This window comes from Enterobacter sp. 120016, from assembly GCF_018383635.1.
Taxonomy (GTDB): Bacteria; Pseudomonadota; Gammaproteobacteria; order Enterobacterales; family Enterobacteriaceae; genus Enterobacter; species Enterobacter asburiae_D.
In genome coordinates this window covers 121,770-145,035 of sequence record NZ_JAHAWC010000002.1, presented here as the reverse complement: position 1 = coordinate 145,035, position 23,266 = coordinate 121,770, and the positions used below count along the sequence as shown (strand labels likewise).

Genomic DNA, 23,266 nt, shown 5'->3' with positions numbered 1-23,266 from the left:
ACCGCTAAAGTTATGCGGGCAATAAACAATAATGACGTGCAGCAAAACGAGGTCACACTTTCATGGCGAATTTTTTCATCGATCGCCCCATTTTTGCCTGGGTGCTTGCCATCCTGTTGTGTCTGACAGGTGTCCTGGCGATTACTTCACTTCCTGTTGAGCAATATCCCGATCTGGCACCGCCTAACGTGCGCGTCACCGCAAACTACCCCGGCGCTTCCGCACAGACGCTGGAAAACACCGTGACGCAGGTTATCGAGCAGAACATGACGGGTCTGGATAACCTGATGTACATGTCCTCGCAAAGTAGCGCCACGGGCCAGGCGACGGTGACCCTGAGCTTTAAGGCGGGCACCGACCCGGACGAAGCGGTGCAGCAGGTACAAAACCAGCTGCAGTCGGCCATGCGCAAGCTGCCCCAGGCGGTGCAGAATCAGGGCGTGACCGTGCGTAAAACCGGTGATACCAACATTTTGACCATCGCGTTTGTCTCGACAGATGGCTCGATGGATAAGCAGGACATTGCCGACTACGTCGCCAGTAATATTCAGGATCCCATCAGCCGTATTAACGGCGTCGGCGATATCGACGCTTACGGCTCACAGTACTCAATGCGCATCTGGCTCGATCCCAACAAGCTGAACAGCGTCCAAATGACGGCAACCGACGTGACGAATGCCATCAAAGCCCAGAACGCCCAGATTGCGGTGGGGCAACTGGGGGGAACGCCGTCCGTCGATAAACAGGCCCTGAACGCCACCATCAATTCACAATCCCTGCTGCAGACGCCGGACCAGTTCCGCAACATCACCCTGCGCGTGAATCAGGATGGGTCGGAAGTGCGTCTGGGCGATGTCGCCACGGTGGAAATGGGGGCGGAAAAATACGACTACCTTAGCCGCTTTAACGGCAATCAGGCCTCCGGCCTGGGGATTAAACTGGCCTCCGGTGCAAACGAAATGGCCACGGCCAAACTGGTGCTGGACCGTCTGGACGAGCTTTCACAATATTTCCCGCACGGGCTGGAGTACAAAGTCGCCTACGAAACCACCTCCTTCGTTAAAGCGTCGATTGAGGACGTGGTGAAGACCCTGCTGGAAGCCATCGCGCTGGTGTTCCTGGTGATGTACCTGTTCCTGCAAAACTTCCGCGCGACGCTGATCCCCACCATTGCCGTCCCGGTGGTGCTGCTGGGGACCTTTGCGGTGCTTTACGCGTTCGGGTACAGCATTAACACCCTGACGATGTTTGCGATGGTGCTGGCCATCGGCCTGCTGGTGGATGATGCCATCGTGGTGGTTGAAAACGTCGAGCGCATCATGAGCGAAGAAGGTCTCTCACCGCGCCAGGCGACGCGCAAATCCATGGGGCAAATTCAGGGGGCGTTAGTCGGTATTGCGATGGTGCTGTCGGCCGTCTTTATCCCGATGGCCTTCTTTGGCGGCACCACCGGGGCGATTTACCGTCAGTTCTCGATAACCATCGTCTCGGCGATGGTGCTCTCCGTGCTGGTGGCGCTGATCCTCACCCCTGCGCTGTGCGCCACTATTCTGAAACCGCTGCACAAAGGGGAGCAGCACGGGCAAAAAGGCTTCTTCGGCTGGTTTAACCGCATGTTCAACCGCAATGCCGCGCGGTACGAATCTGCCGTCGGTGGCGTGCTCCATCGCAGCCTGCGCTGGATGATGATTTACGTTGTGCTGCTGGGCGGCATGGTCTGGCTGTTTATGCATCTTCCCACCTCGTTCCTGCCGATGGAAGACCGGGGAATGTTCACCACCTCGGTGCAGCTCCCGAGCGGCGCAACGCAGCAGCAGACGCTGAAAGTGGTCCAGCAAGTGGAACAGTACTTCTTCACCAAAGAGAAAGATAACGTTGTGTCGGTCTTCTCCACCGTGGGCTCTGGCCCGGGCGGAAACGGACAGAACGTCGCCCGCATGTTTGTTCGCCTGAAGGACTGGGACGAGCGCGATACCAGAACGGGAACGTCATTTGCCATCATTGAACGCGCGACGAAAGCCTTTGCGCACATCAAAGAGGCGCGCGTCTTCGCCAGCAGCCCGCCGGCGATAAGCGGCCTGGGCAGTTCCGCCGGGTTTGATATGGAACTGCAGGATCACGCCGGGGCGGGCCACACGGCGCTAATGGCGGCACGCGATAAGCTGCTAGCGCTGGCAGGCAACGATCCGGGCCTGACCCGCGTTCGCCATAACGGCCTGGACGACAGCCCGCAGCTCCAGGTGGATATCGATCAGCGTAAGGCGCAGGCGCTGGGCGTCTCGATCAACGATATCAATGACACCCTGCAAACGGCGTGGGGCTCAAGCTATGTGAATGACTTTATGGATCGTGGCCGCGTGAAAAAAGTGTATGTCCAGTCCGCCGCGCCGTTCCGCATGCTGCCGGATGATATAAACCGCTGGTTTGTCAGGAATAACGCTGGCGGCATGGTGCCGTTCTCCGCGTTTGCCACCTCGCACTGGGAGAGCGGCTCGCCGCGTCTGGAGCGCTATAACGGCTACTCTGCGGTTGAAATCGTCGGGGAAGCCGCGCCGGGCGTCAGTACCGGTACCGCCATGGATACCATGGAAAAACTGGTGCAGCAGCTGCCCGCCGGTTTTGGTCTGGAGTGGACGGCCATGTCCTACCAGGAGCGTCTCTCCGGCGCGCAGGCCCCCGCGCTTTACGCGCTCTCTCTGCTGGTGGTCTTCCTCTGCCTTGCCGCACTGTATGAAAGCTGGTCGGTCCCGTTCTCCGTCATGCTGGTCGTGCCGCTTGGGGTTATCGGCGCCCTGCTGGCGACCTGGATGCGCGGCCTGGAGAACGATGTGTACTTCCAGGTGGGTCTGCTCACCGTGATTGGCCTGTCGGCGAAAAACGCCATTCTGATCGTTGAATTTGCCAACGAGATGAATGCCAAAGGCCACGAGCTGATGGCCGCCACGCTGCACGCCTGCCGTCAGCGCTTACGCCCGATCCTGATGACGTCGCTGGCGTTTGTCTTTGGCGTACTGCCGATGGCAACCAGTACGGGTGCAGGCTCCAGCAGCCAGCATGCCGTCGGAACGGGGGTCATGGGCGGCATGATTTCGGCCACCGTTCTGGCCATTTACTTCGTGCCGCTGTTCTTTGTGCTGGTGCGTCGCCGCTTCCCGTTAAAGGAACGCGCTGAGTAAGTGATTGAAATAAAAAAAGGCGGCTTTATCGGCCGCCTTTTTATTGTGTGATTAATTCACACTATGGTTATTTTACTTATTTTAGTGCTCTTGCAATTCTTACTGAATGTCATTTACGAAGCATGCCTTCGATAAAATCTTTCCAGTTCCCCAGTTCACGTTCAATCATAACAACCTCTCTTATTATTATGCGCATTCTACAAAAACGGACCATCATTGTGAAGACTATTTAACCAATTGCTGTGATTGTACCCCACGTCCTGCGGGGATTTATGATAAATATGAACGGAGAGCCATCAATTTTTTGTGACGGCTAGCAATATTTTGAAATAACCCCACGGACGGGTGAGTTTTATTTTACCCGCTGAGTTTATTCGAAATTTAAACCTTATGGACATCTATGCTTAAAGGGTGAAATAATATTCAGCGTACAGATGTGAGTTGAATTAAGATGAAGTGTAAATCCAGACGATTCCTGAATGTGTTATATTCCACTTAAGGATATATCTTCGAATTTACTGAACATTTAATCGCCATAAGAGCAAAAGGATTCACCATGGTTGTGATGTACGGCATTAAAAATTGCGACACTATCAAAAAAGCCCGCCGCTGGCTGGAAGCAAACGGCGTGGAGTACCGCTTCCACGATTACCGTGCCGACGGGCTTGATGCAGAATTTCTGCATAACGCGATCGGCGAACTGGGGTGGGAAGCCCTGCTGAATACGCGCGGCACCACCTGGCGTAAACTCGACGAATCTCTGCGCGCCAGCATCAACAACGCCGACAACGCGGCGAAACTGATGCTCGAGATGCCGGCAATTATCAAACGCCCATTGCTCTGCGCGCCAGGGCAGCCTATGCTGCTGGGTTTCAGTGAAACCCTTTATTCCGACTTTTTTCGTTGAGGTGTAGTTTATGTCATGCCCGGTCATTGAGCTGACTCAGCAGCTTATTCGCCGTCCTTCCCTTAGCCCGGACGACGCAGGTTGTCAGGCACTTATGATTGAGCGCCTGCGTGCCATCGGTTTCACCGTTGAACGCATGGATTTTGGCGATACCCAGAACTTCTGGGCGTGGCGTGGCCAGGGTGAAACGCTGGCCTTTGCCGGGCATACTGACGTCGTTCCCGCCGGTGACGCGGATCGCTGGATTAACCCGCCGTTTGAACCGACCATCCGCGATGGCATGCTGTTTGGTCGCGGCGCGGCAGACATGAAAGGCTCTCTGGCGGCGATGGTCGTGGCGGCAGAGCGCTTTGTGGCTCAGCATCCAAACCACAAAAACCGTCTGGCGTTTTTAATCACCTCCGACGAAGAAGCCAGCGCCCATAACGGTACCGTGAAGGTCGTTGAAGCGCTGATGGCGCGTAACGAGCGTCTCGACTACTGCCTGGTCGGTGAGCCGTCCAGTACCGAAGTGGTGGGTGATGTCGTCAAAAACGGGCGCCGTGGCTCGCTGACCTGTAACCTGACCATTCACGGCGTTCAGGGGCACGTTGCTTACCCGCATCTGGCCGATAACCCGGTCCATCGCGCTGCGCCAATGCTGAGCGAACTGGTGGGCATCGAGTGGGATAAAGGCAACGAATTCTTCCCGCCAACCAGCATGCAGATTGCGAACGTCAAGGCCGGGACCGGCAGCAACAACGTGATCCCGGGTGACTACTTCGTCCAGTTTAACTTCCGCTTCAGCACCGAACTGACCGATGAGATGATCAAGGCGCGCATTGTCGCCCTGCTGGAAAAATATCAGCTGCGCTACACCGTGGAGTGGTGGCTTTCCGGCCAGCCGTTCCTGACGCAGCGCGGTAAACTGGTGGATGCGGTGGTGAACGCCATCGAGCACTATAATGAAATTAAGCCACAGCTGCTGACAACGGGTGGCACCTCAGACGGACGCTTTATCGCCCGTATGGGCGCCCAGGTTGTCGAACTGGGTCCAGTGAACGCAACCATTCATAAAATAAATGAGTGTGTCAATGCGGCAGATTTGCAACTGCTGGCCCGTATGTATCAACGTATTATGGAGCAACTCGTCGCCTGACGAACGCTCTGAGAGGAATAGCGAATGGATTGGCTTTCAAAGTACTGGTGGATTCTGGTGTTAGTTTTTCTGGTTGGCGTATTGCTTAACGTGATTAAAGATCTTAAGCGCGTTGACCATAAAAAATTTCTCGCCAACAAACCGGATCTTCCCCCGCACCGTGATTTTAACGACAAGTGGGACGATGACGACGACTGGCCGAAGAAGGACCAGAAGAAGTAATCGTTAAGTTTCCCCTCTCCCCGGGAGAGGGGGAAACCTCACATAAACTCTACGATATCATCGTTATCCGGCTTACCGCCGCTGAGCGCTTCATCAAAGTAGTGCTTCGGTACGGTATAGCGCAAACGATCGAGCGCGAACTGCATGCTACGGTCGTCAATCGCGTGGCCCAGCTCGTCAACGATATCCAGCGTCACATCCCCACCTTCGCGAATCAGCGCTTCCTGGGCGGCAACCGCATGCGAGAGCTCAATCACCCGGTCTTCACCACCGTGGATCAGGTGGATCGTGGTCTGCGTGGTCGCGCTGGTCGGTAACGTCGCAAAACGGCCGTTAAACGCGATGACGCGTGAAACCAGACCCGGCTGCGCTTTAACGCTTTCCAGCGACATGATTGACCCCTGCGAGAAGCCAATCAATGCGGTTGCGTCGGCACCCACGCCGCTCTGCTGCTGCCAGTAGCGGACGATATCGATAAAGGTGGGCATGATGGCGTCGATGCGAGCCTGACGATTCTCTTCCGTCACGCCCTGAACAGAGAACCACTGGCGTCCGTTCGGACCACACGGCTCTACGCCACCGATGCTGACAATCAATGCCTCCGGAAACACGGGCGCAAACCAGCTGCCAATCTGACCCATATTGACGGCATTATCGCCAACGCCATGAAACAGAAGCAGTAACTGTTTAGCCGGTTTGTCAGGGCTTTGAACAACAAAATGGTCGTGTTTCATGGTGGTCTCCTTAATAGATGACCTGGATTCTACGCCTCCCGACGTGAATGACCATGCCACTTTACTGAAGAAGTCATTGAAAAAATTGCCATTGCAAAATATCTTCTTTCAGCTGCTGGCTGCGCGGATAGTCAAGGCTTTCAATCGCTTGCGCGGTTTCACTCCGCAACGTTGCCAGCAACGCTTTTCGCCCGACGTCTTCCGTTTTTCCTTCCATTTTCCCACGCAGGGCCGGAAGCGGCATGTCCACGATTAACAACAGCCGCGTCAGAGCGGCAACCGAGGTTGAAAACGCCCGATGAGCGAAAGCAAACCCCGCCAGCTCCAGCCAGTCGTCATTATTAAGGGTAGCTTCCCAGCCATCCTCCACGGGGATCTTTTCACCGTTCCAGGCCGATAACACCCGCGCATCGCGCTTCAGTCGCCGCTGCGCCTGCTCGCACAGCTGACGCCCTGCCTGACTCTGCGGCAGCAAGGCCATCGCGGTGTAGCAGCCGCTGCTGGCTTCACGATGGCTGCCCATCCGCACCAGCACAAACCCGCACTGCTGCCAGAAATGCCAAAGCTCATCGGTATAGCCAAAGCTCACCGACAGATAATCTTCGCCGCTGGCGCTGCGAACAAGCGCCTGGCCAATCCCTTCCCGCTGACGGTGAGGATGTACGGCAATGCGGGTCACCCGTCGTCCTCTGAGCGTCGCCGCCAGCGGAGAGCCGCCGTGCGCCGCCAGAGACTGCGCTACCAGGTTACCGCGCGGACGCCGGTACCCTGCCCACACGGCGCGGCTAAGCTCGGGGGACAGCCCGCCCTCCTCTACCAGCCAGAGCGCCCCGGCGATATCCGGGTCCGTTTCGGCAACGGCAAACCGCTGTCCGGGCGCGTCCATCATGCGGCGTAAATCGAGCGGCGAGGTGCGATAGTGCGCCGCACAGAGGAGCTCGTACACGCTCGCTGCAAGCGCCGGGCGGCTTTCCCATGCCGCCGGCGTCAGGGACGTTAGACGCACCTCTCCCTCCGGGCGGCGGTCGATAAGCGTATCGTCAAACAGCAGCGCGCTGGCGACAACCCGCTCAAGCGGGCAGCCCGCAGCCCAGCGTACCGGTGTAGATAAGCTGTAGCGCTGCAGCCCGGCAAACCGACCGCAGAATTTTAGTAAGAATCCCCGGCCCGTCCCTTCATATCCCTGCACCGTGGTGGTCAACAGCACGCGAGGGAAACGGACTGCTAACTTTTCCAGCAGAGGTCCGGGGATCGCAGCGGCTTCATCGACAATCAGCCAGTCAGCCCGGTGTGAAGAGGCAAGCAGCGCGTCCGGGGCCATAAAATGAAAATGCTCTCCGGCAAAGCGGGCGATGATATCCGTCGCCCCCTTCGACGGCGCGGTGACCACGGCGCTGCCCGCAATGCGGTTCAGCAGCATTCCCGCCAGGGCTGATTTTCCGCGCCCTCGCGCGGCGGTGACGGCCACTATGCCCTCCGCCATCCCCTGCAGCACATCCAGGATCTCAGCCTGTTCGCGCTGCGGGGCGCCGCTGGCAGGCTGCCAGTCAGGCGCGTCGGGTAAAGGTGGAAGAGATAACGCACGGCCCTGATGCCAGACAATCGCGTCGGGGTCGGCGGCAATCGTCCGGCAGAAATGGTGTACAAAATGCGGAGTGGCTATCGCTTCGGCGCCGTCGCTCCAGCGCAGTGAATCGCTGTCTGGCAACTCGGCCCACGCGTCGAGTGGTGGAACCCGCAGCACCAGAAGGCTTCCGGCGCTCAGCGTTCCGCTCAGGGCGGCAAACGCGGCGACATCAAACCCGGCGCTGGCGTCAAAAACGGCATGCCGGAACTCGCGGCCCAGCAGGCCGCTGATGGCTTTTGAAGGATGTTCGTCCAGCCTTACCCAGTCTCCGGGAAAGGCGTCACGCAGGGCAACCGCCTGGCTTAACGTCCACTGCGCCTCGCCGCTGAGCACCACCAGCCGACGATGGCCGGTGCGCTCAAGCTCGCCTATTAGCTGTTCAAACTCCAGCATTACATCGCTTTGCCGAAGGTATTACACTGCGCCGGATCGCCGCTGTCGAAGCCGCGTTTAAACCAGCTATAGCGCTGCTGTGAGGTACCGTGAGTGAAGCTGTCCGGCACGACGCGCCCCTGGCTCTGCTGCTGAAGACGGTCGTCACCGATAGCCTGAGCGGCATTTAACGCCTCCTCAAGATCGCCGGATTCCAGCACGCCCTGCTGCTGCATGCTGTGGCCCCAGACGCCCGCGAAGCAGTCTGCCTGCAGCTCCATTTTAACGGAAAGGCGGTTCACTTCAGCCTGAGACGCATTTTGCTGAAGCTGGCGCACTTTTGGCTCAATCCCCAGCAGCTTTTGCACGTGATGGCCGACTTCATGCGCGATCACATAGCCCTGGGCAAAATCACCGTCAGCGCCAAGCTTGCGTTTCATGTCATCGTAAAAAGAGAGATCGATATAGACGGTGCCGTCTGCCGGGCAGTAGAACGGCCCCATCACAGATTGCCCGGTACCGCATCCGGTGCGGGTTGCCCCCCGGTACATCACCAGCTTCGGCTGCTGGTAGGTACGCCCCATCTTCTCGAACAGCTGACCCCAGGTGTCTTCTGTTGTGGCGAGAATAACGGAGGTAAATTTGGCCGCTTCATCTTCATTCGGACTGATGGAGCGCTGAGAATGCTCCTGCTGCTGCAGCGGCTGACCGGTCATCAACCCGGTGAGGTCAACGCCGTAGTAACCCGCGACCAAAACCACAATCAGCAGGATTATACCGCCCTTGCCGCTGGGTAACCGGAAGCCTGGCCCACCCATTGAAGGACCGCCGCCGCCATCACTGCGTCTGTCTTCTACATTGTCACTTTCACGACGCCCTTGCCAGCGCATAACCACCTCGAACTATTCCATTTATAATAGCTATGATCGTAGGCGGTTAACGGCAAGATTACCATAGGAAACAAGGGTAAGACGCCAAAGGATGGAAACATCCTTTGGCAAGTGAGGGAGTTAGTCGAGCTTAACGCCTAAACGGTGAGCAACCGCTTCGTACGCTTCAATCAGGCCACCCAGGCTCTGACGGAAACGGTCTTTGTCCATTTTATCCAGGGTTTCTTTATCCCACAGGCGGCTACCGTCCGGTGAGAACTCATCGCCCAGCACCACTTCGCCTTTGAACAGACCAAACTCCAGCTTGAAGTCGACGAGGATCAGGCCCGCGTCATCAAACAGTTTTTTCAGCACGTCGTTGGCTTTGTAGGTCAGCTCCTGCATACGCGCCAGGTTCTCTTTGCTCACCCAGCCGAAGGTTTCGCAGTAGGATTCGTTGACCATCGGGTCGTGCATGGCATCGTTTTTCAGGAACAGATCGAACAGCGGTGGATTCAGTTCGATACCTTCTTCAATGCCGAGACGCTTCACCAGGGAGCCCGCCGCACGGTTACGAATAACGCACTCAACCGGAACCATATCCAGTTTTTTCACCAGACATTCCGTATCGGACAGCAACGCTTCCATCTGGGTCGGGATACCCGCTTCGGCCAGCTTGGTCATAATGAAGTGGTTGAACTTGTTGTTCACCATGCCTTTACGATCGAACTGCTCAATGCGTGCGCCATCCCCTGCTGACGTATCATTGCGGAACTCGAGCACCAACAGATCCGGGTTTTCCGTGCTGTATACGGTCTTCGCTTTGCCACGATACAACTCAGCTTGCTTCTGCATCTTCATTACTCCTGGTGTGATGATTTGTGTTCAAAACTGGGGATATTATGCCACGCACACGTTTGCGTAGCACTAAAATAAAAAGGGCTGGATTCACCAGCCCTCGTATTTATTTGCTGAATGCTGCCTGGAAGACAGCGACCAGCGCATCGTTCTGCGACTGGGTCAGCGTGTGACCTTTTGGATCGATAAACTGCAGACTGCTGCGGTTATCAAGGTCGCCTACCTGAATCTTGTAGTCACCGGAGGCAAGCTGAGGATCTTTCGCGCCCAGTTCCTGCCATGCGCTGTCGGAGAGCGGCTTATACGTTGCCGTCATGCTGCCGGTCGAACGCGTGCTGTCGGTCACTTTCATGCCCACTTTTTCCAGCGTCGCTGGCAGACGCTGCCAGGTCTGGTTAAACGGTGCACGAACCACCAGCATTGGCAGGCCGGTATCATCCGCACCGCTTTGCACATCGAAGGTCGCGCCGTTGCGGCTCTGCGCGGCGTTGGCGGCATCAGTAGCGGTCTTATCCAGACCCGCGGCAATCACGTTCAGCATTTCGGTGCTGTAACGCTGCAGGGACGCGGCATCCGCAACCGGTTTACCCGCCTGCTCCAGGTTCAACAGCTTAACGTTAACCGCCTGCTGATAACCCTGCGGTTTTACGGAGACTTGATAACGACCGCGGTACTGCTGGTCTTCATCCAGACGGTTCCATTCGATCCAGTCGGTGGTTAACGTCTGGCTGGCGTCATCGCGTTTATCGATGGTGTAGTTCTTCGACTGAATGACGCTGACAACCTGCGGCCACAGGGTGCTACCGCGCGCGCTCTCAACCATCAGAGACGCCGTATCACCGGTGAACTGGGTACGCGCCCCGTTGACCAGCGCCAGAGGCTGTGCTGGCGGACGAATATCAAGCGCTTTACCGACCAGGCCGCTGCCGTTGGTCACGGGAATATTATAATCGCCGTTCTGAATCGGCAGGATCATACCAGCCGGTGCGTGAAGTTCAGCAAGCGGGGTCGCATCCAGATAGGATTCATCACCGCTCACCTGGCGCTTGTAGCGCGAATCTGAACTACAGGCAGCGAGCAGCATAACAAGCGAAACACTCGCAACCTTCGCCAGGCGCGACTTCTGTACTGAATAAGCCATCAAATCTCCCTAAACTCTACAGCAAACCGGCATGCTTCAGCGCCGCCCTGACGATGTCACGACCGTGGTCGGTAATCGGTGTCATTGGCAAACGCAGCGTATCGGTTGCTACAAGCCCCAACTCCTTACATGCCCATTTCACTGGGATCGGATTGGGTTCGACAAATAATTTATTGTGCAGCGGCATCAGACGCTGATTAATGACACGCGCTTCATCAAAGTGACCGGCTGCAGCCAGTTTGCACATTTCTGCCATATCGCGCGCCGCAACGTTTGCCGTTACGGAGATCACGCCATGGCCACCGAGCTGCATAAAGTCCAGCGCGGTCGCATCATCACCACTCAACAGGATAAAGTCGTCTGAAACCAGCTCTTTGATCTGATGAACGCGGCTTAAGTTCCCTGTCGCCTCTTTAATACCGATAATATTTTTTACTTCCGAGAGACGACCAACGGTTTCCGGCAGCATATCGCAACCGGTACGGGACGGCACATTATACAGAATTTGTGGCAAGTCAGTATGTTCAGCGATGGCTTTGAAGTGCTGGAACAAACCTTCCTGAGTAGGACGGTTGTAATAAGGGGTCACCGTCAGACAGCCAACGATGCCGCTGTCGTTAAAACGTTTGGTCAGGCTGATAGCTTCTGCGGTTGCATTCGCCCCTGTCCCCGCGATGACCGGAATACGTCCGTCAGCCAGTTCCAGGGTCAGCATCACCACATCGCCGTGCTCGTCGTGGCTCAGCGTTGCGGATTCACCGGTAGTCCCTACCGAAACGATCGCCGAGGTTCCATTGGCGACATGGTAATCAATGAGCTTCTTCATGCTTGACCGGCAGACATTACCTTTTTCATCCATCGGTGTAACAAGCGCGACAATACTTCCCGTGAACATGAGCCATCCTCTGTGCGAACAAGAGCCTCAATGTTACGTTTGGAACTGTAATAAAAGCAAGCGACCTGAGGCTCTCAGGCGGTTGTATGCATGTTTTTTTTATGCTTTCCTTAGGAAGACTTAACCATGCAAAGGAAGAACAGGTTTGACAACCTCATCACAACATTACCTGGTTATCACTGCGCTGGGTGCCGACAGGCCGGGTATCGTGAACACCATCACCCGCCACGTAAGCAGCTGCGGCTGTAATATCGAAGACAGCCGTCTGGCTATGCTTGGCGAAGAGTTCACATTTATTATGTTGCTTTCCGGGACATGGAACGCCATTACCTTGATTGAATCGACCCTGCCGCTGAAGGGGGCCGAACTGGATTTGCTGATTGTCATGAAGCGCACCACGGCGCGTCCGCGTCCGGCACTGCCTTCTACCGTCTGGGTGCAGGTTGAAGTACCTGATTCTCCGCATCTGATTGAGCGTTTCACGGCGCTGTTTGACAGTCATCAGATGAATATTGCCGAACTGGTTTCCCGTACGCAGACAAGCGATGACCAGGGTCTTCCGGTGCTGTTTATTCAAATTACCGCGCACAGCCCTGCCTCGCAGGATGCGTCAAATATCGAGCAAGCGTTCAAAGCCCTCTGTACAGAATTAAACGCGCAGGGCAGTATAAGCGTCGTCAATTATTCGCAGCACGAACAGGATGGAGTTGAGTAATGAACCCACTGAAAGCCGGTGACATCGCACCGAAATTTAGCTTACCGGATCAAGACGGCGAGCAAGTAAATTTGACCGACTTCCAGGGACAGCGTGTTCTGGTCTATTTCTACCCGAAAGCCATGACCCCCGGCTGCACCGTACAGGCCTGCGGCTTACGCGACAACATGGACGAGTTGAAAAAAGTCGGCGTGGAAGTGCTGGGTATCAGCACGGATAAACCAGAAAAGCTGTCACGATTTGCTGAAAAAGAGCTGCTGAACTTCACGCTGCTTTCTGATGAAGACCATCAGGTGTGCGAGCAGTTCGGCGTCTGGGGCGAGAAGACGTTTATGGGTAAAACCTACGACGGCATTCACCGCATCAGCTTCCTGATTGACGCTGACGGTAAAGTTGAACATGTGTTTGACGACTTCAAAACCAGCAACCACCACGACGTGGTGTTGAACTGGCTGAAAGCAAGCGCCTGATAAACAGCAAAACGGCAACCCAGGTTGCCGTTTTTAGTGTTTTCCCCCTCTCCCCGTGGGAGAGGGCCGGGGTGAGGGCACCAGCCCGCACAAAACCTATTTCTCTTCCACCGCAGGTACATCCGGCCACGCGTGGACCACGGCTTTAATCAGCGTCGCCAGCGGAATCGCAAAGAACACGCCCCAGAATCCCCACAGCCCGCCGAAAATCACCACGGATAAGATAATCACCAGCGGATGCAGGTTCACCGCTTCGGAGAACAGCACCGGTACCAGCAGGTTACCGTCCAGCCCCTGAATAATCAGGTACACCGCGAAGCAGCTCCAGAACTCGGTCCCCAGTCCAAACTGGAACAGCGCGACCCCAATAACCGGAATGGTCACCACAAACGCGCCGATGTACGGAATCAGGACCGACAGCCCCACCAGCACCGCCAGCAGCAGCGAGTAGTTCAGGCCGAAAATCAGGAAGCCAATCCAGGTGGCGACCCCCACGACAATCATCTCCAGCACCTTGCCGCGAATGTAGTTGGTGATCTGCTGGTTCATCTCTTCCCAGACCTGCCCAGCCAGCCCGCGGTTGCGCGGCAGAATACGGCGCACGGCGTTGAGCATCTGGTCTTTATCTTTCACCAGGAAGAAGACCATCAGCGGCACGAGGACAAGGTAAACCGCCAGCGTCAGCAGCCCGACCAGCGAGGCCAGAGAGTACTTCACCACTGAATCGCCCATCGTCATGATGCGGGCGCGCATATTTTCGGCCATCGCATCGATAATCCCGGCATCCATCAGGGCCGGGTAACGGCGCGGCAGCGTGGCGGCAAAATCAGAAAGCTTGTTCAGCATGCCGGGCATATCGCGAATAAGGTAGATCCCCTGCTGCCAGGCCACCGGCATCACCACAAAGGCCATTAACAGCAGGATGCCGACAAACAGCACCAGGACGATGCTGGTCGCCCAGCGTCGGGAACAGCCGATGTGTTCCAGTCGCACCGTTGGCCACTCCAGCAGGTATGCCAGCACAATCGCCACCAGCAGGGGCGCGAGCAGGCCGCTGAAGAAGAACAGAATACCGAACCCGGCAACCAGAATAACCAACAAAGCAATGGCTTCCGGGTCGCTGAACCGACGCCGGTACCACTGCATTAACATTTCGAGCATACAACCCTTCCCTGAATCGAATGGCGGGAGTGAGACGGTGAATTGTATCTAACTGTCACAAAAAAGACTTTCGCTTTTTGTATCCCGATCGCAATCCGCAAAAGCCTGATGAATGGGATTTTCTTCATGCTGTAACACGGCTACACTCGCAGAGCAGCAGAGATGAACGATATGCCGGTTCATCGGTCAAATTAGCACATCCAACATACAGGACAGTGGTTATGTTCAGGCAGTTGAGAAAAACACTGGTTGCAACACTGATAGCCGCGGTGACGGTCGGTCAGGTGTTGCCCGCTTTTGCTGACTCGTCCGATTCATTGCCGGACATGGGCACCACGGCAGGAAGCACGCTCTCTATTGGGCAAGAGATGCAAATGGGGGATTACTATGTTCGCCAGCTGCGCGGCAGCGCCCCGCTGATTAACGACCCTTTGCTGGTACAGTACATTAACGGGCTGGGGATGCGTCTGGTTTCGCACGCCGACTCGGTAAAAACGCCCTTCCATTTCTATTTAATCAATAATGACGAAATCAACGCCTTCGCCTTCTTTGGCGGTAACGTGGTGCTGCATTCGGCGTTATTCCGTTACTCTGACAATGAAAGCCAGCTGGCCTCGGTGATGGCGCACGAAATTTCGCACGTCACCCAGCGCCACCTGGCGCGTGCCATGGAAGACCAGAAGCGTAACGCCCCCCTCACCTGGGTGGGCGCGCTGGGCTCTATTCTGCTGGCGATGGCCAGCCCGCAGGCCGGGATGGCAGCCCTGACCGGTACGCTGGCGGGAACGCGCCAGGGGATGATCAGCTTTACCCAGCAAAACGAACAGGAAGCGGACCGCATCGGGATTCAGGTGCTGCAGCGTTCGGGCTTTGACCCGCAGGCCATGCCGAGCTTCCTCGAAAAACTGCTCGATCAGGCACGTTACTCTTCCCGTCCGCCGGAAATCCTGCTGACGCACCCGTTACCTGAAAGCCGACTGTCGGACGCGCGTAACCGTGCCAACCAGATGCGTCCGGTCGTGGTCCAGTCTTCACAGGATTTCTACATGGCGAAGGTGAGAACCCTGGGGATGTACAATTCCGGGCGTAACCAGCTTACCAGCGACCTGCTGGACACCCTGGCGAAGGGCAACGTGCGAGAGAAAAACGCCGCGCAGTATGGTCAGGCGCTCCAGGCGATGGAAGCCAGCAAATACGACGAAGCGCGTAAAGCGCTGCAACCGCTTCTGGCGGCCGATCCGAACAACCCGTGGTACCTCGATCTGTCGACGGATATCGATCTGGGGCAGAAGAAAACGGCCGATGCGATCAACCGTCTGAAAGGGGCAAAAGACGTCCGTACCAACCCGGTGCTGCAGCTTAACCTGGCGAACGCTTACTTACAGGGCGGCCAGCCTGGCGAAGCGGCGACCATTCTGAACCGCTACACCTTTAATAATAAAGACGATCAAAACGGCTGGGATCTGCTCGCTCAGGCGGAAGCCCAGCTCGGCAACCGCGATCAGGAGCTGGCGGCGCGTGCCGAAGGTTTTGCCCTGGTGGGCCGCCTCGATCAGGCGATTTCCACGCTCAGCAGCGCCAGCTCGCAGGTCAAACTCGGCAGCCTCCAGCAGGCCCGTTACGACGCGCGTATCGATCAGCTGCGCGGCCTGCAGCAGCGCTTTAAGCCGTACGAGAAGATGTAATAAAGGAGAATTCACGTCATGACAGACGCCGTAAAAATCTATCACAACCCTCGCTGCTCCAAGAGCCGCGATACCCTGAGCCTGCTAAAGTCTAACGGCGTTGAGCCGGAGGTGGTGCTGTACCTCGACACCCCGCCCGACGCGCAAACCCTCCGCCAGCTGCTGCACATGCTGGGAATGGGCAGTGCAAGAGAGCTGATGCGTCAGAAAGAAGATCTGTATAAGTCGCTTAACCTGGATGACAGCCGCCTCACCGAGGCTGAGCTGATCCAGACGATGGTTGAAAATCCAAAGCTGATTGAGCGCCCGATTGTGGTGGCGAACGGCCAGGCGCGCATTGGACGTCCGCCGGAAGACGTGCTCGAGATCCTTTAGTCCTTATGCCGCAGCGCTTCCAGAAAGGCCTGCGGCGTACTCTCTCCCAGCTTTTTCTGCGTTTTTCCCCGGTTGTAGAATTCGCACAGCTGGATCAACAGCTCGCCTGCCGGCTCACTGTTCAGAGGTGGGATGATTTCACATAGCGGCAGAGCAACCTGAACGGCGCGGCATTGCCGTGGATGCGCTGTTACGGTGGTATTGCGCTCCTCTAGCTTCACCTCTAAACCAAAAGTCTCAACAGATTGAATATCCGCCGGACAGGCTTCCAGCGCGTCGTTCGCCCAGTGGGCCAGCAGCTGTGGAGAAATGCCCGCGTACAGCCGGGCGTAGCACCAGCCGCTCACGGGTTCACGCGCCCAGAGCAGATGCTGTTCCCCGCCATCGTCCATATGCAGAGACAGAGGCTGATGATGTAACAGGAGTTTTTGCGGCACGATGCCTGCCTTCAGCGCCTTTTTCCCCTGCAACGTCGCGCCCTTCTGCTTTACCGAAGCCGGTTTAAGGTAGCGGTTCAGGGTCGCGCGGGATACGGCGATCCCGAGTCCGTTATTGACCATCAGCAGCAGTTCATCCAGCGGGGCGCCCGTGATATCCCGCAGGGCATTGACCAGCGCAACCTGCTCCTGTCTCAATGCTTTGTGTATCACTTTTGGCGTCGTGTGGTTATCCGAAACCTGCTCGCGGTTGCGCCAGCGCCTGACGGTAGTAACCGAAATACCCAGCTCCGTGGCCAGCTCCCTGTCGCTTTTATCTGACTGCTGAAGATAGCGACGGATGCGCGGCGTCGTGGTGGCATTAGCATGCAGTTTAATTTCCATCGCAGGATCCTCAGAACTAATCTTATGAGATTTATACTACACCAGCGATTGCTTTGTGACCGATTTCACCTTTCGCTCGCCACGCTTCACTGATAATCCCCAGACATAACACAAACAACACCCCTCAATCTTGTACGGAGTTCACAATGAACAATGTTCTGGGATTTCTCGAAGCAAAACTGATGCCGCTGGCGGCCAAAACGGCCCAGCAGCGTCATCTCGGGGCCATTCGCGGTGCCTATGTCTCCTTCATGCCGTTTATCATCGTCGGCTCTATTCTGCTGGTGATCTCGTCGTTCCCGAATCAAGCCTATCAGCAGTTTATGTCTCAGGCCTTTGGTGAGAGCTGGAGCGCCATTATCGAAATCCCGTTCAACGCAGTGTTCTCCACCATGTCGCTGTTCATCAGCTTCCTGGTCGCCTTCCGCCTCGCGGAACACTACGGTGAGGATCGCATCTCCTGCGGCATCCTGGCGCTGGTCGCCTTTCTCATCCTGACGCCCTTTATCAAAGTGGCGGAAAACGGCGGTATCACCGTCATTCCGGTGGAGTGGATTGGCAGCAAAGGGCTGTTCGTGGCGATGATTGGTTCCCTGCTGTGGACGGAGCTGTTCTGCTGGCTCAAGCGCAAAAAACTGGTGATCAAAATGCCGGACGGCGTGCCTCCGGCGGTGCAGGAGTCGTTCGCCGCGCTGATCCCGGCCCTGCTGGTGATGATTCTGGTGCTGGCTATCCGCATCGTGTTTGAAAACACCCACTACAACACCATCCACCAGTTTATTTACGAAGTGGTTGCCACGCCGGTGCGCCACTACGGCACCTCCTACTTTGGCGCGCTGATGACGGTTTTCAGCATCACCATTCTGTGGTCAGTGGGCATTAACTCCGGATCGATGATCAACGGCATCATTCGCCCGCTGTGGATGGAGAACCAGACCGACAACATCGCCGCGATTCAGGCAGGCACGACGCCGCCGCACATTATCACCGAACAGTTTTTTGACATGATCTGGATGGGCGGCGCGGGGGCCACGCTGTCGCTGGTGATTGCGATGCTGATTTTCGCCCGCAGCAAAAACATGCGTGAAGTGGCGCGCCTCGGCGCCGGGGCGTCGGTGTTTAACATCAACGAACCGATCCTGTTTGGCCTGCCGGTGATCATGAACCCGATCATGCTTATCCCGTTCAACCTGGTGCCGCTGGTGCTGGTCACCGTGCAGTATGTAGCGATGAAGATTGGCGCGGTTGCCGTCACCACAGGGGTGTTTATTCCCTGGACGCTGCCGCCGCTGATCAGCGGTTTTATCGTCACCGGGCACCTGAGCGGCAGCGTGATGCAGCTTATCAACCTGCTGATTGGCGCCATGCTGTACCTGCCTTTCATGCGTATCGTGGACAAACAGTACCGCGCGGCGGAAATGGCCACCGTTACGCAAACCGACACCACCCTTGCAAAACAGGAGTAAAGCATGTGGGGAATTATCGCTACCTGGCGAATGGCGCTTGAAGGCGTCACGGAGTCTGCGTCCGCGCTGGCTGCGGGGAAACCGGTCTCCGCTGCGGTGGTGGATGCCGTCGCCGCCGTCGAAGACTTTCCGTTTTATAAATCCGTCGGCTACGGCGGGCTGCCCACCGAAAACGGCGAGGTGGAGCTGGACGCCGCCTACATGGACGGCGATACGCTGGCGTTTGGTGCCGTGGGCAACCTGGTGGATATCGCCAACCCGGTGCGCGTAGCGCATGCGTTAAGCCGCCAGCGCTACAACAGCCTGCTGGTCGGTCAGGGCGCGCGAGAATGGGCGCTGAGCCAGGGCTTTGCCGACAAAACCATGCTCACTGACCGCGCCATGCAGCACTACCGCAAGCGCTGCCGCGAAACGCTGGATAAGGGCCTAAGCCCTTACGACGGGCATGACACCGTCGGCATTATCGGCCTCGATAAGCAGGGCTCGATGAGCGTCGCCACCTCCACCAGCGGCCTGTTCATGAAAAAGCGCGGTCGACTCGGGGATTCACCCGTTATTGGCTCCGGCTTTTACTGTGACAGCGAAACCGGCGCCGCCACCGCCACGGGCGTCGGTGAAGATCTGATGAAAGGCTGCACCAGCTACGAAATCGTCCGCCGCATGGCGCAGGGTATGACCCCGCAGCAGGCGGCAGATTCGGTGGTGTTCGAACTGGAGGACAAACTGATGTCGCGCTTTGGCCGCGTGGGCGATCTCTCCGTGGTGTGCATGAACAACAGGGGCGAATTCGGTGCCGCCACCAACATCAAAACCTTTTCGTTCGTGGTGGCGACGGCTCGCCAGCCCCTCACCGTTTTTCGTACCGAACGCCTGCGGGAGAAAACGCATTATCACGCGGTAGACGATGCGTGGATGCAGGCCTATGCCGCGCGGATCCGCGCGCCGATTGAGGAGTCATGATGATTACGTATCAGTTTGTTACCGCGCTTTCTCACGCGGCTCCGCAAAGCCATTTGATTGCCTCCGCCTCCTGTACGCATTTGCCCGAAACGGCGCTGGTCGCGGAAATGCGCGAGTCTGCCAGCATCGCTGACACCCGCTTTGGCTGCGCCCCGTTTGCCCGGATCACCCTGCTGCCCGATGCGCTCTGGCAGGATAGCCTGACCGAAGGATTACTGGCGGCGCTGCGCCCGCTGCTGGCCTCGCCCGTCAGCCCCGAGCTGATACTGGACGTTACCGATATCGACGATGTGGTGCTGGCGCAGGTGCTGCGTTTTCTCTTTAATCAGGCGCACAGGCTAAGCGATTTGCAGTTGAAGAAAACCCGTGACAGCGTCCGTCTTGAGCGCATCACCGCGCTCTGTTTACCCGAACAGCATGACCGACTGGCGGTTATTTTCCGCCAGCAGCAGGCCATCGCCCGCGGCATGGTCGCGGCGCGACGCCTGGCGGATATCCCGTCCGACCGCTGCACGCCGCAGTTTGTAGTGGAAGAGGCGCAAAAACTGTGTGCCGCCTTCCCTGCCCTGAGATCTGAGGTGCTGGATGAAAAGCAGATCGTTGAGCAGGGTCTGGGGCTGCTGCACGCCGTCGGCAAAGGGGCAACCTGTCCGCCGCGCCTGCTGGCGATTCATTATGACGGTGCCAGCGACGACCCGGTGCGCTGCTATGTGGGTAAAGGCATTACCTTTGATACCGGCGGCCTGTGGCTAAAGGAAGGTGCAGGCATGTACACCATGAAATACGATATGTGCGGTGCGGCTAACGTGCTGGGCCTGATGCTGACCGTCGCAGAGCTGGGGCTTCCCGTTCGCATCATGGGCGTGCTGGCGCTGGCAGAAAACGCCATCGGCCCGGACGCCATGCAGCCCGGCACGGTAGCAACGGCCTGCAACGGGACCACCGTTGAAATCAACAACACCGATGCCGAAGGCCGACTGGTGCTGGCGGACGCCATCGCCTGGGCCAGCCAGCGCCATCCGCAGGCGCGCTATATTATTGATATGGCGACCTTAACCGGTGCGGTCGTGAAGGCGCTGGGGTATGAGCTGAGCGGGCTGATGACGCAGGATGAACCGCTGCGCGCGGCGCTGATGCTGGCGGGTAAGCAGAGCGGCGATGAAGTGTGGTCCCTGCCGCTGGATGCGCGGCTGAAAAAACAGACCGACAGCGCGATTGCCGATCTGTGCAACACGCCGACCAACAATGCGGCGATCAGCGCCTCGGCGGCGTGGCTGCTGCATCACTTCTGCCCGCCGACCATTCCGTGGGCCCATCTGGACATTAGCGGTACGGCGCTGTGGCGTGAAAACGGACGGAGCGTGGCGTCGGGAAGACCGATTCCGCTTTTGGTTGAGCATCTGATGGGGGATCTTTAGCCGGGTGGCGGCTACGCCTTACCCGGCCTACAAAGTGCAACGGGTTTTGTAGGCCCGGTAAGCGCAGCGCCACCGGGCGAACAAACTCAAAGCTTGAGAATATCTTTCACAAACGGAATGGTCAGCTTGCGCTGGGCGGTAATAGAGGCGCGATCGAGCTGATCGAGCGTGTCAAACAGCGTGCGCATTTCCCTGTCCAGGCGCTTCAGCAGGAAGCGCCCCACGTCCTCCGGTAGCTCAAACCCGCGCTGCTTTGCGCGCAGCTGTAAGGCCTGAAGCTTATCTTCATCCGATAGCGGCTGGAGCTTGTAGATTTGCCCCCAGTCCAGACGAGACGCCAGGTCCGGCAGCCCCAGATTGAGCTGGCGAGGCGGACGATCGCCGGTGATCAGCAGCCGGGTTTTACCCGATTCCAGAATGCGGTTGTAGAGGTTAAAGATCGCCATTTCCCACGGCTCATCCCCCGCCACGCATTCGATATTATCGATGCAGACCAGCGAGAGATGTTCCATTCCCTCAAGCACCTCAGGCACGAACCAGGTACGTTTATCCAGCGGCACATAGCCTACCGCATCTCCGCGCGCCGAAAGCTCCGCGCAGGCGGCATGCAGCAGGTGGCTGCGCCCCGCGCCTTCGCGTGACCAGATATAGATGTATCCGCTGTGATCCTGGCGCAGCACGTTTTGCAGTGCAGCCAGTAAAGAGGGGTTATCACCCGGCCAGAAACTCGCGAAAGTTTCGTCGTCAGGGAGATAGAGTGGCAGAGAGAGCTGTGCCGGTCCGTTCAGAAATACCTCAACCAGAGATCCTACGTAAAATCGGAATGGAGTTTAACACGGAACCTGCAAGGAGAGAACCGGGCGATCCCTCGCCCGTTAATACGATCAGTGTGACGCTTTTTCGCTGTCGTCCGCGTCCAGAATTTCTTCTTCCGGGCGGATGACCGAGATCAGCTTGAAGATCAGACTCAGGCCCACGCCGACGATGGTCGCCAGCGCCATACCCTTCAGCTCCGCTGCACCAATGTGCACCTTCGCGCCGCTCACGCCGATAATCAGGATCACCGAGGTCAGGATCAGGTTCTGCGCCTTGCTGTAATCCACTTTGGATTCAATCAGCACGCGAATACCGGAGGCACCGATCACGCCGTACAGCAGCAGAGAAACGCCGCCCATCACCGGTACAGGAATGATCTGAATCGCTGCCGCCAGCTTGCCGACGCAGGAGAGCAGAATGGCGATGATCGCCGCGCCGCCGATAACCCAGGTACTGTAGACGCGGGTAATCGCCATCACGCCGATGTTCTCGCCGTAGGTGGTGTTTGGCGTAGAGCCGAAGAAACCGGAGATGATGGTGGAGAAACCGTTCGCAAACATGGAGCGGTGCAGGCCCGGGTCGCGGATTAAATCGCGCTTAACGATGTTCGCCGTCACCACCAGGTGGCCGACGTGCTCCGCAATCACCACCAGCGCCGCAGGCAGAATGGTGAAGATCGCAAACCATTCGAAGCGTGGCGTATAGAAGGTTGGCAGGGCGAACCAGTGCGCCTGAGCAATCGGGGTGGTGTCCACCACGCCCATCACGAAGGAGAGCGCATAGCCCGCCAGCACGCCGATCAGGATCGGGATAATCGCCATGAAGCCGCGGAACAGCACGGAGCCAAACACCGTTACGCCCAGCGTTACCAGCGAGATGATAATGGTTTTGGAATCCGGTGACTGACCGTCAGCAGGCAGCAGACCGGCCATATTCGCCGCGACGCCCGCCAGCTCAAGACCGATGACGGCAACGATTGCGCCCATCGCCGCAGGGGGGAACATCACGTCCAGCCAGCCGGTACCGGCTTTCTTCACAATGAAGGACACCACGCAGAACAGGACGCCGCACATGATAAAGCCGCCCAGCGCGACTTCATAACCCAGCGGCAGCAGCAGTAACACCGGCGAGATAAAGGCGAAGCTCGACCCGAGATACGCCGGGATTTTGCCTTTACAGATAAAGAGGTACAGCAGCGTACCAATGCCGTTGAACAGCAGCACGGTAGCCGGGTTAATGTGGAACAGGATTGGCACCAGCACGGTTGCGCCAAACATGGCGAACAGGTGCTGCAAACTAAGCGGGATAGTCTGTAAAAGCGGCGGTCTTTCACTCACCCCGATAGCACGGCGCGTCATAGTGTTTTCCTCTGTGTAGTATTGTTGGCGTTTTATTCAAAAAAAAGCCGACTATCAAAGTCGGCTTATTTATCGTTATTCG

Annotated in this window: 22 protein-coding genes; 11 read left to right on the top strand and 11 right to left on the bottom strand. The window is 57.2% G+C overall.

Annotated elements, in window-relative coordinates; all coding sequences use genetic code 11:
* Positions 1-62: 62 nt before the first annotated feature.
* Positions 63-3,176: a multidrug efflux RND transporter permease AcrD gene (gene acrD / locus KIF87_RS04935; RefSeq protein WP_213328094.1), complete on the top strand. Its 3,114-nt coding sequence runs from the start codon at positions 63-65 to the stop codon at positions 3,174-3,176.
* Positions 3,177-3,285: 109 nt separating this feature from the next.
* On the opposite strand, the gene ypfM is transcribed toward acrD, so the two are convergent.
* The gene (ypfM, locus tag KIF87_RS04930) at positions 3,286-3,345 is read right to left on the bottom strand and encodes a protein YpfM (protein ID WP_015572204.1); all 60 of its coding nucleotides are present in this window, start codon (positions 3,343-3,345) and stop codon (positions 3,286-3,288) included.
* Positions 3,346-3,732: 387 nt separating this feature from the next.
* Between ypfM and KIF87_RS04925 the strand changes: the two genes are divergently transcribed.
* Genes KIF87_RS04925 through KIF87_RS04915 form a run of 3 tightly spaced genes read left to right on the top strand, consistent with a single transcriptional unit; the run spans position 3,733 to position 5,443 of the window.
* A complete protein-coding gene (locus KIF87_RS04925; protein ID WP_213328093.1) occupies positions 3,733-4,083 on the top strand; it encodes an ArsC family reductase in 351 nt (116 codons plus the stop codon).
* Positions 4,084-4,093: 10 nt separating this feature from the next.
* On the top strand, positions 4,094-5,221 hold the full coding sequence (gene dapE, locus KIF87_RS04920; protein ID WP_121425186.1) for a succinyl-diaminopimelate desuccinylase: 1,128 nt from the start codon (positions 4,094-4,096) through the stop codon (positions 5,219-5,221).
* 24 nt (positions 5,222-5,245) lie between these two features.
* Positions 5,246-5,443 (top strand): YpfN family protein, encoded by a 198-nt coding sequence (locus KIF87_RS04915; protein ID WP_014171111.1) that lies wholly within the window; start codon positions 5,246-5,248, stop codon positions 5,441-5,443.
* A gap of 38 nt (positions 5,444-5,481) precedes the next feature.
* Here KIF87_RS04915 and ypfH read toward each other — a convergent pair whose 3' ends face one another.
* The 6 genes from ypfH to dapA all read right to left on the bottom strand — a co-directional run bounded on the left by ypfH (position 5,482) and on the right by dapA (position 11,939).
* Positions 5,482-6,177, bottom strand: coding sequence for an esterase (ypfH, locus tag KIF87_RS04910; protein ID WP_048974870.1), 696 nt, complete (start codon positions 6,175-6,177; stop codon positions 5,482-5,484).
* 73 nt (positions 6,178-6,250) lie between these two features.
* Entirely contained in the window at positions 6,251-8,197 is a 1,947-nt protein-coding gene (locus KIF87_RS04905) for a tRNA(Met) cytidine acetyltransferase TmcA (protein WP_213328092.1), read from the bottom strand.
* Positions 8,197-9,066 carry a KPN_02809 family neutral zinc metallopeptidase gene (gene ypfJ, locus KIF87_RS04900; RefSeq protein WP_032659348.1) on the bottom strand — a complete coding sequence of 290 codons (870 nt, stop codon included), beginning with the start codon at positions 9,064-9,066 and terminating at the stop codon, positions 8,197-8,199. The genes KIF87_RS04905 and ypfJ overlap by 1 nt, the downstream gene beginning before the upstream one ends.
* Before the next feature lie 120 nt (positions 9,067-9,186).
* Complete coding sequence (purC, locus tag KIF87_RS04895; protein WP_023332985.1) at positions 9,187-9,900, bottom strand: phosphoribosylaminoimidazolesuccinocarboxamide synthase; 714 nt, start codon at positions 9,898-9,900, stop codon at positions 9,187-9,189.
* A gap of 109 nt (positions 9,901-10,009) precedes the next feature.
* Positions 10,010-11,044, bottom strand: a complete 1,035-nt coding sequence (gene bamC, locus KIF87_RS04890; RefSeq protein WP_213328091.1) for an outer membrane protein assembly factor BamC — start codon at positions 11,042-11,044, stop codon at positions 10,010-10,012.
* 16 nt (positions 11,045-11,060) lie between these two features.
* Positions 11,061-11,939, bottom strand: coding sequence for a 4-hydroxy-tetrahydrodipicolinate synthase (gene dapA, locus KIF87_RS04885; RefSeq protein WP_008501633.1), 879 nt, complete (start codon positions 11,937-11,939; stop codon positions 11,061-11,063).
* 145 nt (positions 11,940-12,084) lie between these two features.
* Between dapA and KIF87_RS04880 the strand changes: the two genes are divergently transcribed.
* Together KIF87_RS04880 and bcp are read left to right on the top strand one after the other, a co-directional pair.
* Positions 12,085-12,654 (top strand): glycine cleavage system transcriptional repressor, encoded by a 570-nt coding sequence (locus tag KIF87_RS04880; RefSeq protein ID WP_029739969.1) that lies wholly within the window; start codon positions 12,085-12,087, stop codon positions 12,652-12,654.
* Entirely contained in the window at positions 12,654-13,124 is a 471-nt protein-coding gene (bcp, locus tag KIF87_RS04875) for a thioredoxin-dependent thiol peroxidase (protein ID WP_032659360.1), read from the top strand. The genes KIF87_RS04880 and bcp overlap by 1 nt, the downstream gene beginning before the upstream one ends.
* A gap of 96 nt (positions 13,125-13,220) precedes the next feature.
* Here bcp and KIF87_RS04870 read toward each other — a convergent pair whose 3' ends face one another.
* Complete coding sequence (locus KIF87_RS04870) at positions 13,221-14,285, bottom strand: AI-2E family transporter (protein WP_213328090.1); 1,065 nt, start codon at positions 14,283-14,285, stop codon at positions 13,221-13,223.
* A 221-nt stretch (positions 14,286-14,506) separates the two neighbouring features.
* Here KIF87_RS04870 and bepA point away from each other — a divergent pair, with 221 nt between their 5' ends.
* Positions 14,507-15,970, top strand: a complete 1,464-nt coding sequence (bepA, locus tag KIF87_RS04865) for a beta-barrel assembly-enhancing protease (protein ID WP_213328089.1) — start codon at positions 14,507-14,509, stop codon at positions 15,968-15,970.
* Positions 15,971-15,988: 18 nt separating this feature from the next.
* Complete coding sequence (arsC, locus tag KIF87_RS04860) at positions 15,989-16,345, top strand: arsenate reductase (glutaredoxin) (RefSeq protein ID WP_213328088.1); 357 nt, start codon at positions 15,989-15,991, stop codon at positions 16,343-16,345.
* Here the strand turns inward: arsC and KIF87_RS04855 are convergent.
* The gene (locus KIF87_RS04855) at positions 16,342-17,166 is read right to left on the bottom strand and encodes a helix-turn-helix domain-containing protein (RefSeq protein ID WP_213328087.1); all 825 of its coding nucleotides are present in this window, start codon (positions 17,164-17,166) and stop codon (positions 16,342-16,344) included. The two genes, arsC and KIF87_RS04855, sit on opposite strands and share 4 nt — an antisense overlap.
* A 146-nt stretch (positions 17,167-17,312) precedes the next feature.
* On the opposite strand from KIF87_RS04855, the gene celB reads away from it, so the two are divergent.
* The 3 genes from celB to KIF87_RS04840 are packed head-to-tail and all read left to right on the top strand — an operon-like array spanning position 17,313 to position 21,010.
* Positions 17,313-18,632 carry a PTS cellobiose transporter subunit IIC gene (celB, locus tag KIF87_RS04850; protein ID WP_213328086.1) on the top strand — a complete coding sequence of 440 codons (1,320 nt, stop codon included), beginning with the start codon at positions 17,313-17,315 and terminating at the stop codon, positions 18,630-18,632.
* A 3-nt stretch (positions 18,633-18,635) separates the two neighbouring features.
* Positions 18,636-19,592 (top strand): glycosylasparaginase, encoded by a 957-nt coding sequence (locus KIF87_RS04845; RefSeq protein WP_213328085.1) that lies wholly within the window; start codon positions 18,636-18,638, stop codon positions 19,590-19,592.
* Positions 19,592-21,010: a leucyl aminopeptidase family protein gene (locus KIF87_RS04840; protein ID WP_213328231.1), complete on the top strand. Its 1,419-nt coding sequence runs from the start codon at positions 19,592-19,594 to the stop codon at positions 21,008-21,010. The genes KIF87_RS04845 and KIF87_RS04840 overlap by 1 nt, the downstream gene beginning before the upstream one ends.
* 86 nt (positions 21,011-21,096) lie before the next feature.
* Here the strand turns inward: KIF87_RS04840 and KIF87_RS04835 are convergent, their stop codons facing one another.
* Both KIF87_RS04835 and uraA read right to left on the bottom strand, forming a co-directional pair.
* Positions 21,097-21,798: a DnaA inactivator Hda gene (locus KIF87_RS04835; protein WP_211438414.1), complete on the bottom strand. Its 702-nt coding sequence runs from the start codon at positions 21,796-21,798 to the stop codon at positions 21,097-21,099.
* Positions 21,799-21,894: 96 nt separating this feature from the next.
* Positions 21,895-23,184, bottom strand: a complete 1,290-nt coding sequence (gene uraA, locus KIF87_RS04830; RefSeq protein ID WP_148242414.1) for a uracil permease — start codon at positions 23,182-23,184, stop codon at positions 21,895-21,897.
* Positions 23,185-23,266 lie beyond the last annotated feature (82 nt).